Origin of the sequence: Saccharopolyspora oryzae, assembly GCF_027853915.1 — a bacterium.
Taxonomy (GTDB): domain Bacteria; phylum Actinomycetota; class Actinomycetes; order Mycobacteriales; family Pseudonocardiaceae; genus Saccharopolyspora; species Saccharopolyspora oryzae.
In genome coordinates this window covers 37,813-50,723 of sequence record NZ_JAQGLA010000051.1, presented here as the reverse complement: position 1 = coordinate 50,723, position 12,911 = coordinate 37,813, and the positions used below count along the sequence as shown (strand labels likewise).

The window sequence follows — 12,911 nt, the reverse complement described above, 5'->3', positions numbered from 1 at the left end:
GGCGCTCGTCGCGGGACTCCACGTCGGCTCCGGCGGCCAGCGCCGCGCGGACCTGCGCGAGGTCGCCCGCGTCGGCGGCGGTCAGCAGCTGCTGGTCGGCTGCCGGGTTCGGCTGCTCCTGCGGTTCCGGCTGTTGCGCCACCGGCGGCGGGGGAGCCGGTGGTGCCGCCGGGGGCTGGGCCGGAGCGCAGGCGGCGAGCGCGAGCGCGGCGAACGCCCCGAGGGCCACGCGCTGGGTGAGCGCGGCTGTCCTCATCGACTTCTCCTGTTCGACGGACCGGTCCCCGGGCGAGCCGGGGACCGGAGCGGGGTTTCAGCGCAGTTCGGCCTGGATGGCCTGGAGGCCGGCGTTGGCGAACTCCGCGTCCAGGTCGGCGCTGGGCGCACCCGCGACGCCGATGCCGGCGATCGGGGAGCCCGCGGTCACCGGGACGCCGCCGCCCAGGAACAGCGTTCCGGGGATGTCGCGGAGGGTGGGGCCGTCGCCGGTGATGCCCTTGCCCAGCTCGGCGGTGGGCTTGCCCCAGGCGACGGCGGTGAACGCCTTGCGCTTGGCGGACTCGCCGCTCTGCGGGCCCGCACCGTCGCCGGTCAGCCGAACCCGCTCGTTGCCCGCGCGGTCCACGATGGACACGGTGACGCGCTGGCCCTTGGCCTCAGCGGCGTCGAGGGCGGCCTGCGCGGCCTTGGTGGCGGCGTCGACGCTGAGCACCGGCTGCTGGATGACCGCGGCCGGGGGCTGCGGGGCCTGCTGCGGGGCGGGGGCGGCCTGCGCGACGGTCAGGCCGGTGGCGCCGCCGAGGATGCCGAGGCCGACCAGGGTGCCGACGACTGCGCGGTTGCGGGTGTTGGATCGCATCGGGGGTGACTCCTTCGCTTCCGGTTCGGTGCTTCCAGCTTCTGCCGCGCAGCCGTCCTGGGCGTCGTCGGAACGGATCTCCTTCGGCGCCTGCCGGTTGAGCCCGGATCAACCGATCCATTGATGTGGCCCGACCCGGACCGGCTTACAGTTCGCCCGGACCTGTCATGACCAGTGGCGAGGGGACCGCCTTGCTCGAACGACCCGACGGTTGGCTGTACCGCGCGATGCACGTGGGCTTCTTCGTGCTGCTCGCGTCCTCGGCGTCGCGCTACGTCGCCGCGCACGGGTTGCAGGGAGTGACGCCGCTGCTGCTCGGGTTGTCGGCTGCGCTGGTGCTGATCTACGTGGCAGGCGTCGTGTGGTGGGAGACGGCCGGTCAGCTGTGGCTCGCCGCCGTCGTCGGTGTCTGGGTCGCGTTGGTGCTGGTGGCGCCGAGCTTCAGCTGGTGCGCGGTGCCGCTGTTCTTCGTGTGCCTGCGGATGCTGCGGCCGAAGCCCCTGCTCGCCGCGGTCGTGCTGCTCACCGGCACGGTGATCTTCGCGCAGCTGCGGCTGGCGCCCCGCTTCGAGGTCATCGACGTGCTGGTCCCGCTGGCGGTGGCGGCCATGGCGACCGCGGTGTTCCTGCAGATCAGGCACGAGGGAGAGCGGCGCCAGCAGCTGATCGACCAGCTGGTCCGCACGCGCGGCGAGCTGGCCGAGGCGCAGCGGGAGGCCGGGATCAGCTGGGAGCGCGAGCGGTTGGCGCGGGAAATCCACGACACCATCGCGCAGGGCCTGTCGAGCATCCGGATGCTGTTGCAGGCGGCCGAGCGGGAGGGCGACCGGAGCGAGCACGTGCGGCGGGCCGGCGCTGTCGCCGAGGACAGCCTCGCTGAGGCTCGGCGCTTCGTGCGCGGACTCGCGCCTGCCGCGTTGACGCAGCAGTCGCTGGCCGATGCGCTGCGCGAACTTTCGGCGCGCGTGGCAGCGGAGACCGGCATCGAGGTCCGCTTCGATGTGGTGGGCGAGCCGCTGGCGACCTCGGAGGACGTCGACGCGGCGCTGCTGCGGGTGGCACAAGGCGCGCTGGCCAACGTGCGGGAGCACAGCCAGGCCCGCAAGGCCGGGGTCACCCTTTCCTACATGGCCGATGCTGTGGCGTTGGACGTGCGGGACGACGGGACGGGCTTCGACACCTCCGCTCCGCGCTCCGGCGAGGATCGGGGCTTCGGGTTGAGCGGGATGCGGGCGCGGATCGGGCAGCTCGGTGGTGAGCTGGTGGTGGAGAGCGGGCCCGGCGAGGGCACGGCGATCGCGGCGACCTTGCCGGTGGGAGGAAGCGCATGACGGTGCGGGTGCTGGTGGTCGACGACCACCCGGTGGTGCGCGCGGGGATCAAGGCCCTGCTGGACGGGGCGGAGGACATCGAGGTCGTCGGCGAGGCGTCGACGGCGGCGGAGGCCGTGCAGCGGGCCGGCGCTTTCAAACCGGACGTGGTGCTCATGGACCTCCAGCTCGGCGACGACGTGGGCGGGGTGACGGGCACCCGGCAGCTGCTCGCGCTCGCCGATCCGCCGCACGTGCTGGTGCTGACCACCTACGACGCGGACACCGACATCAACCGCGCCATCGACGCGGGCGCCACCGGCTACCTGCTCAAGGCCGGGCCGCCGGAGGAGCTGTTCCAGGCGATCCGCGCCGCCGCGCAGGGCCGGACCGCGCTGTCCCCGGAGATCGCCACCCGCCTGCTGCAGCGCAGCCGCGCGCCGGAGGAGGCGCTGAGCGAGCGCGAGGTCGAGATCCTGGAGCTGCTGGCGCACGGCCTGGGCAACCGGGACATGGCGCGCGAGCTGTTCATCAGCGAGGCCACGGTGAAGACGCACCTGGTGCACATCTACGCCAAGCTCGGCGTGGACAGCCGGATGGCCGCGGTGCGCGAAGCCGTCCGGCGGCGGCTGATCCGCTTCGACGACGCGCAGGGCTGACCCCCGGCGCTGATCTCCCTGCCGTTCGGGCAAGGCCGGCACGTCGCGTTCGGCTTCGCGGTGGTGGCCTGCCTGATCGCCGCGGTCGCGTCCTGGCTCAGGGGCGGCAAGTACGTCTACGCCGAACCCGGGACCGAGCAGCTCCCGAGCCCGCCCGAGCCACCTGCGGTCCCGGAGAGCGACCCGGACCCGGTCACCAGAGGTGGAAGATGCCCCGGTGGGCCAGCCACTGGTTCAAGTCCCGGTGGCGGGTGACCTCGTTCAGGGTGCGGTGCACCGTGCGCAGGGCGTAGTCCGCTTCGCTGCGGTGCAGCGCGCCGGTGGCGACCGCGGTGGCGAACTCGGCGGCGTGGGTGATGCGCGCGCGGCCGCGGTCTTCGACCTCCAGCCCGAGCAGCAGGTCGACGGTCGTCCAGGACCGGGTTTCGGGCTTGATGCGGACCGCGGTGAGGGTGCTCGGTCCCGGCCGCGAGTGCCTGCTGCGCGGGCGGTACCGGGTCAGCCGGAGGCCGAGATCGGGCAGCAGCCAGGTGATCTCGGCGGCGTGGTCCGGCGCGTCCGGGGTGGGGCATTCCACCGCCAGGCCCCACTGCTCGACGTGGCACACCTCCAACTGGTGAACGAACCCGGAGGGATGGGTGCGCTGTGAGCTGAACACGTCGATGACTTCAACCAATTGGGGAGAAATCGTTGCCGCCACGGTGTCGGAGAGTAGCGGGAAAAGTGCGGCTGAAGATCATCGTCGATTGGTTTTAACGTAACTTTTCAGTGCTCGTCGGATATCGATTCGCGCTGGCCACGGGCATCACCGGGTTGGCGGTAGCTTCCGCTGGCCGGGTACGGGATCGTCAACGGGTTGCGCGTTCCAGGACAGCTCGATCCCGTGCTCCCGCAGCCACGCTGACAGGTCGTAACCGTGCCGCGCGAGCCCGTCGACGGCGGTGTACGCGCGCTCCATCGCCCGCTGCGCGGTCTCGGCGTCGAGCAGCTCCGCCCGCACCGCCAGGACGAACTCGTCGGCGTCCAGCAGGTCCGCGCCGCGGTGGGTGCGGACCTCGACGTCCAGGTAGTGGTCGACGGTCCGCCAGCACTGCTCGCCGACTTCGACGTCCACCACGTCCAGGTAGAAGTCCAGGTCCCGCTCGTGGCCGGGATGCCAGTCCCAGCGGGTCACGCGCAGGCCGAGCGGGGGCAGCAGCCAGGACTCGAGGGCGGCGAGCTGCGGGTGGCCCGGCATGGTCCGGGCGAGGTAGAGGCCGAAGGACTCGCGGTGGAAGCGCTGCACGGTGCGCACGTGGCCCTTGGGGTCGGTGTTGGTTCCTGCGGCCAGGTCGAACACCTCGACCTTCGGCGGGTGCACGGGGAGTCCGAGCTTCTCAGCGATCTCGCGCTGCGTGGTCACGGGACCACTGTATGCGGCGGGCGCGACGTCCGAAGGTCGTCGCGCCCGCTAACTGTTCACCACTGGTGTCCTGTCACCTCCGATCGATTGGGGTCAGGTCGAGGCGCGGGTGGCGAAGGCCGGAGCCATCGTGCCCAAACCCGCGAGAACCAGGATCGCCCCGCCGATCACGTTGCACAGCACGGTGCTGGTCATGACCGCTGTCCCGCTGATCACGAACACCGACACGATCGTCCACACGCCCAGCACCGGGGCGGTCCAGGCGATTCCGTGCGTGCGGTGGAAGGCCGCCGCGAACGACAACCCCAGAACTGCCGCGGTCAGCCCGGTCACCAGGTTGTTCAGCGTCAACGATGGGGTAATCGTGTGGAACCCGGTGATCCACGGCGACAGCGCGACGAACAGACCGCTCAGCACGACCAGCCCGTCCGCCACCTGAGCGGTCGGAGTTTCCGACGCCCGCTCGTAACGCATGCGCATCTCGCTGAGATCAGGATGCCCAGCGATGGGTGTGCCGGAAGACATCGCACCACCTCCCGCACTGGCGTGACGCAATCCATTATTCGCCCTGGAAGCGGTTCGGGCATCCTGTGACGCGACATGATGTCGGTGGGTGCTCGTACGCTGGGTCCCGTGGCATTCGCGACTGAGCACCCCGTACTGGCGCACTCCGAGTTCCGGCCGGTCAGCGACATCCCGCGGACCGATGGCCGGTTCCGCGTGGTCAGCGACTACCAGCCCGCCGGTGACCAGCCCAAGGCCATCGAGGACCTGGAGCGCCGGATCAACTCGGGCGAGAAGGACGTGGTGCTGCTCGGTGCGACCGGTACCGGCAAGTCGGCCACCACGGCCTGGCTGATCGAGCGGGTGCAGCGCCCCACCCTGGTGCTGGAGCCGAACAAGACCCTGGCCGCCCAGATGGCCAACGAGCTGCGCGGGTTCTTCCCGGACAACGCCGTGGAGTACTTCGTCAGCTATTACGACTACTACCAGCCCGAGGCCTACGTCCCGCAGACCGACACCTACATCGAGAAGGACTCCTCGATCAACGAGGACGTCGAACGGCTGCGCCACTCGGCCACGTCGAACCTGCTCAGCCGCCGCGACTGCGTGGTGGTCTCCTCGGTGTCGTGCATCTACGGCCTGGGCACGCCGCAGTCGTACCTGGACCGCTCCATCCCGCTGGAGGTCGGCGGGGAGATCGACCGGGACGTGTTCCTGCGCGCGCTGGTGGACGTGCAGTACACCCGCAACGACATCGCCTTCGCCCGCGGCACCTTCCGGGTGCGCGGCGACACCGTGGAGATCATCCCCGCCTACGAGGAGCTGGCGGTGCGGGTGGAGTTCTTCGGCGACGAGATCGACCGCCTGTACTACCTGCACCCGATGACCGGCGAGATCGTGCGCGAGGTGCGCGACCTGCGGATCTTCCCGGCGACGCACTACGTGGCGGGCCCGGACCGGATGGAGAAGGCGATCCGCGGCATCGAGGCCGAGCTGGAGGAGCAGCTCGACCGGATGGAGAAGCAGAACAAGCTGCTGGAGGCCCAGCGGCTGCGGATGCGCACCCAGTACGACATCGAGATGATGCGCCAGGTCGGCTTCTGCTCCGGCATCGAGAACTACTCGCGGCACATCGACGACCGCGCGGCCGGGTCGGCCCCGGCGACGCTGATCGACTACTTCCCGGACGACTTCCTGCTGATCATCGACGAGTCGCACGTGACGGTGCCGCAGATCGGCGGCATGTACGAGGGCGACGCCTCGCGCAAGCGGACGCTGGTCGAGCACGGCTTCCGGCTGCCCAGCGCGCTGGACAACCGGCCGCTGACCTTCGAGGAGTTCGCCGACCGGATCGGCCAGTCGGTGTACCTGTCGGCCACGCCGGGTCCCTACGAGATGGCGCAGGCCGGCGGCGAGTTCGTCGAGCAGGTGATCCGCCCGACCGGGCTGGTCGACCCCCAGGTGGTCGTCAAGCCCACCGAGGGCCAGATCGACGACCTGGTGCACGAGATCCGGGAGCGCGCCGAGCGCGACGAGCGGGTGCTGGTCACCACGCTGACCAAGAAGATGGCCGAGGACCTCACCGACTACCTGCTCGAACTGGGCATCCGGGTGCGGTACCTGCACTCCGAGGTGGACACCCTGCGCCGGGTCGAACTGCTGCGGCAGCTGCGGCTGGGGGAGTACGACGTGCTGGTCGGCATCAACCTGCTGCGCGAGGGCCTGGACCTGCCGGAGGTCTCGCTGGTGTCCATCTTGGACGCCGACAAGGAGGGTTTCCTGCGCTCCGGGACGAGTTTGGTGCAGACGATCGGTCGTGCGGCGCGGAACGTCTCCGGCGAAGTGCACATGTACGCGGACCGGATGACCGACTCGATGCAGCACGCCATCGACGAGACCAACCGCCGCCGCGCCAAGCAGATCGCCTACAACGAAGAGCACGGCATCGACCCGCAGCCGCTGCGCAAGAAGATCGCCGACATCCTGGACCGCGTCTACACCGAGTCCGAGGACACCGACGAGTCGGTGGCGGTGGGCGGTTCGGGCCGCAACGTCTCGCGCGGCAAGAAGCCGACCGGCGAAGCGGTGGCCAGCGCGGGCCTGCTGGAGGACCGCGACATCAAGTCGATGCCGCGCGCGGAACTGGCGGACCTGGTCCAGCAGCTCAACGACCAGATGATGAACGCGGCCCGGGAGCTCCAGTTCGAACTGGCGGCCCGCCTCCGCGACGAGATCCACGACCTGAAGAAGGAACTCCGGGGAATGGACGCCGCCGGCATCGAATGACGTACCGAGGGTCGTGAGTGCGTAACAGTGTTCGAACACTGTTACGCACTCACGACCTTCAGTCGGTGGTGGTGATCGGGGTCAGCATTCGGTGGGGGTGTTCGAGGGCTCGGGCGACGCGGTCGTCGCGGCGCATCTCGTTGGTGCCGGGACCGGGGCGGACGACGAGGTCGTCGGGGCCGGGGATCTGGCCGCACGCGGGGCACAGGCCGGTGTCGTCGATGTCGGTGTCGCAGGCCGCGTGGCTGAAGATCCGGGCCGGGTGCGCTCCGCTCGTGTAGTGCTCGCCCCACTTGGACAGCGAGTAGATCGTCGGCCACAGCGCCCGGCCCGCTTCGGTGAGCAGGTACTCGGGGTGCCCGCCTGAGTCCTGCTTGGTGAGCACCCCGGCGTCGATGAGCGTGTCCAGCCGGTTGGTGAGCACGGCTCGGGAGATGTCGAGGTGCTCGCGCAGGTCGGTGAAGCGGCGCACGCCGTAGAAGCAGTCGCGCAGGATCAGCAGGGTCCAGCGCTCGCCGATCACTTCGAGAGCGCGGGCGAGGTAGCAGCCCTGCTGGTCGTATCCGGTGCCCAGTGCCACGTCGGCATCGTATCGCCGAACTTGGTCTGTTCACCAGACCAACCCTGTGCAACGATGGTCTGGTGAACAGACCAGATCTGAGCGTGGTGGAACGTGCTGGGGGCGCGTCCCTCCCGGCGGCGCTCGCGCTGACGTCGTTGAGCACGTTCGCGGCCATGCTTGCCTACTCCGGTCCGCTGGGGAACGCCGCGACGATCACCACGGCCCTGGGTGCGGCGTCGGGAACCACGATGTGGATCTTGAGTGCGATGAGCACCGGTCTCGCCGTGAGCTTGCTGCCCGCGGGCGCGCTGGCCGACCAGCTCGGGCGGCGGAAGGTCTTCGAGCTCGGTGCGTGCGTGTTCGCGATCGGTTCCGCGGTCTGCGCCACCGCGACCACGGCGACGCAGTTCGTCATCGGGCGACTCGTGGCAGGCGCCGGAGCGGCCGGGGTCATCGCAACCGGATTGGGGCTGGTGGCCGCGGTGAACAGCGGCCCCGGAGCCCGGTCGGCCGCCGCGAGCTGGTGGGGCGCCAGCATGGGGCTGGGCATCGCGCTCGGCCCGCTCCTGACCGGTGCTTTCGACCTCGCGGACCTCTGGCGCGCGCCGTACTGGTTGCTCGCCGCAGCCGGTGTCGGCATCGCCGCCGCCGCTCGACGGTGCTACCCCGAGACCGCGGCGGATCCGGACCGGAGCCTGGACCTGGTCGGCGCCGCGCTGCTGACCACCGGGCTGGGGCTGCTGCTGGTCGCGCTGATCGAAGCGCGCCGCGGCGGTCTCGCCCTCGCCCTGGCTTGCGCCGGTGGGGCTGTGATCGCTCTGCTGGCCTTCGCCATCAGCCAGCTCCGGAGCCGGTCGCCGATGGTGGAGTTCGCGCTGTTCCGCCGAGGCGACTTCGCCGCCGCCACGGTGGCGGCAGCGATCACCGGCGCGGGCGTGATCGCGCTGATGTCCTTCGCCTGCACGTTCCTGGTCACCAGCATGGGGATGAGCACCTTCGCGGCCGGTGCTGCGATGGGTCTCTGGTCCGGTTCGAGCGCTGTCTCCGCCGTGCTCAGCCGCCGGTTGGTCGCACGGCTGACCGGGACCGTGCAGCTGGCGATCGGTCTCGCCGCCACCGGGGCTGGTCTGCTGCTGCTCGCCGGACTCGAACCCGGGGCGTCCGTCGCGAGGCTGGTGCCCGGGCTGCTCGTGGCGGGTGTCGCCACCGGCGTGCTCAACGCCGGGTTGGGGCGGCAGGCGACGGCCACCGTCCCGCCGGAACGCGCGGCCGTGGGAGTCGGGATGAACAACACCACCCGCTACTTGGGCGCATCGATCGGAGTCGCGGTGATCGGTGTCGTGGCCTCGGCGCCGCGGGGTGACATCGTCGCCCAGATGTCGGGGTGGAACCACGTCGCGGTCCTCGCCGGAGCCGTCTCCTTGTTCGGAGCCGCAGCGGTGCTGGTCCTTCCCAGGCTCGGGACATCGGGGTGAATTCGGCTGCGGCGCTGGGCAATCCGGGGCCGGGGTGGGAACCTCTCTTGCGGCAGCACCGGCTGGTGATGGGAGGCGCGGTGGGCAGGTTGATCTACTCGGCGATCACGTCCTTGGACGGCTACGTCGCCGACGCGGACGGCGACTTCACCTGGAGCGCGCCGGACGAGGAGGTCCACGCGTTCCTCAACGATCTGGAGCGCAGCACCGGGACGATGCTGCTCGGCCGCCGGATGTACGAGGTGCTGGCGGTCTGGGACGACATCAGCGCGTTGCCCGACCAGCGGCCGGTGATGCTGGACTTCGCGCAGATCTGGCAGTCCGCCGACAAGATCGTGTACTCGCGGACCCTGGAGGCGCCCAGCACCGCCCGGACCCGGATCGAGCGGGACTTCGACCGGGAGGCCGTGCGCCGGTTGAAGGCTGAATCGGTGGCTGACCTCAGCGTGGGAGGTCCGGAACTGGCGGCGGTGGCGCTCCGCGCCGGGCTGGTGGACGAGATCCAGCTCTACCTGAACCCGATCGCGGTAGGCGCCGGAACCCGAGCCCTACCCGACGACGTCCGCCTCCACCTCGACCTGATCGACGAACACCGCTTCAACAACGGAGTGATCCACCTGCGCTACCGGGTGCGATGACTCCGCTGGAGGCGGGTGGACTCGGGTTCTAGGGTTCGGCGCGTGGAGTTCAGCGGTGGTTGGGATTGCGCGGCGCGGCTGGTCGGCGGGCGGTGGGTCGAGCGCCGGCCGCGGCGGCCGGAAGTGGCGGTCCAGCTGCGGCGGGAAGTGCGGCTGATGCCGTGGTTGGCGGCTCGACTACCGCTGCCCGTGCCGGTTCCCGAAGTCGTCGGGGAGGACCCGCTCGTGGTCCGCCACCTGCTCGTCCCCGGCGAGCCCGAGGAGCGGCTCGACGCCGTGCACGGCCGTGCCCTCGGCAGGTTCCTGCGCTGCTTGCACGAGTGCCCGGTCGCCGATGCCATCGCGCGCGGAGTTCCGGCGGATGCAGCTGCCGACCGGGCGCGGATGGTGGCGCGGTTCCGCGCCGAGGTCGTGCCGATGCTGGCAGTCGATCTGCAGCGGGCCGGGTTGGCGCTGCTGGATTCCGTGCTCGAGTTCCCGGCGGACGTGCTGGTGCACGGCGACCTCGGTCCTGAGCACGTCCTGGCGGATGGTTCCGGGCTCACCGGGGTCATCGACTTCGGCGATGTGGGCATCGGTGATCCGGCGGTGGACCTGTCGTGGGCGTTGCACGGCACATCAACGGTGTTCGCCGATGGACTGGCAGCGGAGTACGGGGTGACCAGCAGCCAGCGCGAACGCGCACTCGTCTGGCACCGGCTCGGACCGTGGCACGAAGTCACCCACGGCGCGGACATCGGCGACGCTGACATGGTGCGCAGCGGCCTGGCCGGGGTGCTGGATCGGCTCGGACGAGCCCGGGTGGAACCGTGAACCTGTTCGTTCTTCCTGGCACGGGGCTGTTCCCGCTTTCGGGAGAGCTGGAGGGACTTCCGCCTCTCCGGATTTCTCGTCGGGCGCTGCGCGGCGTGGGCTACCGTGGGTTGGGTTGATCGCGTTTGGTCGGCGGCTGGGGAGTTGTCATGCGCGTCGTCATCGTCGGGGCTGGGGTTGCGGGCGCGGCTGCTGCGTTGGCTTTGGACAAGGCCGGTTTCGAGGTTCGCGTGCACGAGGCGCATCCGGACAGCGGTGCGGATTTGGGTGCTTTCCTGACCTTGGCGGGGACCGGGATGCGGGCGCTGGGGGAGATCGGAGTGGTGCCCACCGCTGGGTTCCCCTTGACCTCCTTGCGCCTCATCGACAGCCGTGGTGCGGAGGCGGGCACGTCCGAGCTGGACGGGTACCACTGCATCCGTCGCGCTGAGCTGTGCGCGCAGCTGCGGGCCGAGGTACACCGCCGCGGGTTGAGCATCGAGTACGGTGCGCGGTTCATTTCCGCTGATCAGAGCGACGGCGAAGTAGTGGCGCGGTTCTCCGGCAGTCGGGAGGCCCGGGGAGACCTGCTGCTCGGCGCGGACGGGCTGAACTCGGCGGTGCGCGAGCAGCTCGACCCGGTGCCGCGGCGTTACGCGGGTCAGCACGTCTTCTTCGGCTATTCCGACCGAGCGGCACCGCCGCACCAGCCCGGGCGCATCGAGATGGTCCGGGGGAGCGGCAGCGCGTTCGGCTACGCGGTCTCCCCGGAGGGCCGGACGCACTGGTTCGCCCGGCTCCCGGCGCCACCGCTGAACGGCGCTGAAACCGCAGGTGAAAGGCGTTCTCGACTGCTCTCGGCGCTCAGGCCGGACGCGACTCCGACGGCGGACATCGTCGAATCCAGCGACGAAGTGCTCGTCACGGAGGCGCGCGACCTCGCCCAGGCTCCGCGCTGGCGGGACGGACGTGTGCTGCTCATCGGCGACGCGGCGCACGCAGCCTCCCCGGCGACCGGACAGGGCGCGTCGATGGCGCTGGAGGACGCGGTGATCCTGGCCAAGGCGCTGCGCGACCATCGCAACTCGGACGCCTACGAACGCCTGCGCCGCCCAAGAGTCGAGCGCAACATCGCCCGCAGCGCCCAGTCGACCGCGGCGTTCGCCCCGGAGCACGCGGAACACCCAGAAGCCGTCGAGCACCTGGATCAGCGCCACCTCGACGCGCCCGCCGATGACGATCCGACCGACCTCCTCACCTGGAGCACTCCGTTGCCGCTCCACCGGTGATGGGTGTGAATGCGGAGCCGGCTGGAAGTGCTCCGTTCGCAGTCGTTTTCAACGATCGAATCCGTTGATGCCGACTGCTTGACCTCCACCTTGGTCGATGTTTGAAGCTCTTCGTGCGGTACCGACCGCGACCGGGACGCATCCCGGAACCGATCGCCCCGAACGAGGAGAGCTGAGCATGATCGAGGCAGTGACCCGATGGATCGGGCAGCACGCCCATCGCCTCACGGCGTTCGATCCCGAAGCACCGTTGAGCGATCTCCGGCCGATGGTCGACATCGTCGGCGATGCCGAGGTCGTCGCCATCGGTTCGTCGACCCGCCAGGCCCGCGAACTGTCCGTGCTCTCGCACCGGATCGTCCGGCTGCTGGTGGAGGAACTGGGCTTCCGCTCGGTCGCGCTGGAAGGGGACGACGCGTCGAGGGTCGGGCTCGACGAGTACATCAGAACCGGGGTGGGGGACCCGCGGGCGATGCTGTCCGAGGCGCGGTCGTTCTGGCAGACCGAGGAGATCCTCGAACTCGTCAGGTGGATGCGGTCCTTCAACCTCCGGCGCCCCGAGGATCCGGTCCGGTTCGTCGGGGCTTTCCAGGAGCAGATCTCCCCGCTCGACGGCCTGGCGAGCATCGAGCAGAGCCTGGCCGAGGGCACGATCCGCTGGTACGAGCGCACCGCCGACAAGATCGTCTACTGGGGCGGTCTCGCGCACACCGCCGTCGGCGATCCGCGGACGGTCTCGCCCTCGTCCCCGCCGCTGACGCACCGGAACGCGGGCAGCTACCTCCGCGAGCGCTTCGGAGCCGACTACGTGTCCATCGGCATGACCTTCCACCACGGCACGGCTCCCTATCCCATCCCGGCCCCGCCGGCCGAATTCGCCGACGCAGCACTGGGAAACGCTGGATTGGACGCTTACCTCCTCGACCTGCGCGCCGACGGTCCTGCTCCGGTGCGGGCCTGGCTCGACACGCCGACCATGACGCGCTTGATCGGCCCGGAGTACGACCCCGACGACAACGCCGCGTACCACATCTCCGGCGGATCGCTCGCGGACTGGTTCGACGTCGTCCTCCACGCGCGGGAGGTCACTCCGGTCCGCTCCCTCGCCAACGCGCATTGACCTCTCGTCGAGTTC

At 70.4% G+C, this 12,911-nt stretch carries 13 protein-coding genes and 1 pseudogene; 8 read left to right on the top strand and 6 right to left on the bottom strand.

Annotated elements, in window-relative coordinates; all coding sequences use genetic code 11:
- A pseudogene (locus OU415_RS25150) lies at nt 1–256 on the bottom strand (hypothetical protein); the annotation flags it as partial.
- Nucleotides 257–313: 57 nt separating this feature from the next.
- A complete protein-coding gene (locus OU415_RS25145; RefSeq protein WP_270951660.1) occupies nt 314–859 on the bottom strand; it encodes a GlcG/HbpS family heme-binding protein in 546 nt (181 codons plus the stop codon).
- Nucleotides 860–1,026: 167 nt separating this feature from the next.
- Here OU415_RS25145 and OU415_RS25140 point away from each other — a divergent pair, with 167 nt between their 5' ends.
- Both OU415_RS25140 and OU415_RS25135 read left to right on the top strand, forming a co-directional pair.
- Nucleotides 1,027–2,190, top strand: coding sequence for a sensor histidine kinase (locus tag OU415_RS25140; protein ID WP_270951659.1), 1,164 nt, complete (start codon nt 1,027–1,029; stop codon nt 2,188–2,190).
- Nucleotides 2,187–2,828, top strand: coding sequence for a response regulator (locus OU415_RS25135; protein ID WP_270951658.1), 642 nt, complete (start codon nt 2,187–2,189; stop codon nt 2,826–2,828). The genes OU415_RS25140 and OU415_RS25135 overlap by 4 nt, the downstream gene beginning before the upstream one ends.
- A gap of 193 nt (nt 2,829–3,021) precedes the next feature.
- Here OU415_RS25135 and OU415_RS25125 read toward each other — a convergent pair whose 3' ends face one another.
- The 3 genes from OU415_RS25125 to OU415_RS25115 all read right to left on the bottom strand — a co-directional run bounded on the left by OU415_RS25125 (nt 3,022) and on the right by OU415_RS25115 (nt 4,755).
- Nucleotides 3,022–3,504: a DUF402 domain-containing protein gene (locus OU415_RS25125; protein ID WP_270951657.1), complete on the bottom strand. Its 483-nt coding sequence runs from the start codon at nt 3,502–3,504 to the stop codon at nt 3,022–3,024.
- A gap of 129 nt (nt 3,505–3,633) precedes the next feature.
- The gene (locus tag OU415_RS25120) at nt 3,634–4,230 is read right to left on the bottom strand and encodes a DUF402 domain-containing protein (RefSeq protein WP_270951656.1); all 597 of its coding nucleotides are present in this window, start codon (nt 4,228–4,230) and stop codon (nt 3,634–3,636) included.
- A gap of 93 nt (nt 4,231–4,323) precedes the next feature.
- Nucleotides 4,324–4,755: an SPW repeat protein gene (locus OU415_RS25115; RefSeq protein ID WP_270951655.1), complete on the bottom strand. Its 432-nt coding sequence runs from the start codon at nt 4,753–4,755 to the stop codon at nt 4,324–4,326.
- 108 nt (nt 4,756–4,863) lie between these two features.
- Between OU415_RS25115 and uvrB the strand changes: the two genes are divergently transcribed.
- Entirely contained in the window at nt 4,864–7,020 is a 2,157-nt protein-coding gene (uvrB, locus tag OU415_RS25110) for an excinuclease ABC subunit UvrB (RefSeq protein ID WP_270951654.1), read from the top strand.
- A 58-nt stretch (nt 7,021–7,078) separates the two neighbouring features.
- On the opposite strand, the gene OU415_RS25105 is transcribed toward uvrB, so the two are convergent.
- Nucleotides 7,079–7,600, bottom strand: coding sequence for a winged helix-turn-helix transcriptional regulator (locus OU415_RS25105; RefSeq protein ID WP_270951653.1), 522 nt, complete (start codon nt 7,598–7,600; stop codon nt 7,079–7,081).
- Nucleotides 7,601–7,662: 62 nt separating this feature from the next.
- Here OU415_RS25105 and OU415_RS25100 point away from each other — a divergent pair, with 62 nt between their 5' ends.
- The 5 genes from OU415_RS25100 to OU415_RS25080 all read left to right on the top strand — a co-directional run bounded on the left by OU415_RS25100 (nt 7,663) and on the right by OU415_RS25080 (nt 12,896).
- Nucleotides 7,663–9,057 carry an MFS transporter gene (locus OU415_RS25100; RefSeq protein ID WP_270951652.1) on the top strand — a complete coding sequence of 465 codons (1,395 nt, stop codon included), beginning with the start codon at nt 7,663–7,665 and terminating at the stop codon, nt 9,055–9,057.
- A gap of 80 nt (nt 9,058–9,137) precedes the next feature.
- Entirely contained in the window at nt 9,138–9,695 is a 558-nt protein-coding gene (locus OU415_RS25095; protein WP_270951651.1) for a dihydrofolate reductase family protein, read from the top strand.
- Between the two features lie 42 nt (nt 9,696–9,737).
- Nucleotides 9,738–10,508 carry a phosphotransferase gene (locus OU415_RS25090; RefSeq protein ID WP_270951649.1) on the top strand — a complete coding sequence of 257 codons (771 nt, stop codon included), beginning with the start codon at nt 9,738–9,740 and terminating at the stop codon, nt 10,506–10,508.
- 149 nt (nt 10,509–10,657) lie between these two features.
- Entirely contained in the window at nt 10,658–11,776 is a 1,119-nt protein-coding gene (locus tag OU415_RS25085) for an FAD-dependent oxidoreductase (protein WP_270951648.1), read from the top strand.
- Between the two features lie 178 nt (nt 11,777–11,954).
- Complete coding sequence (locus OU415_RS25080) at nt 11,955–12,896, top strand: erythromycin esterase family protein (RefSeq protein ID WP_270951646.1); 942 nt, start codon at nt 11,955–11,957, stop codon at nt 12,894–12,896.
- Nucleotides 12,897–12,911 lie beyond the last annotated feature (15 nt).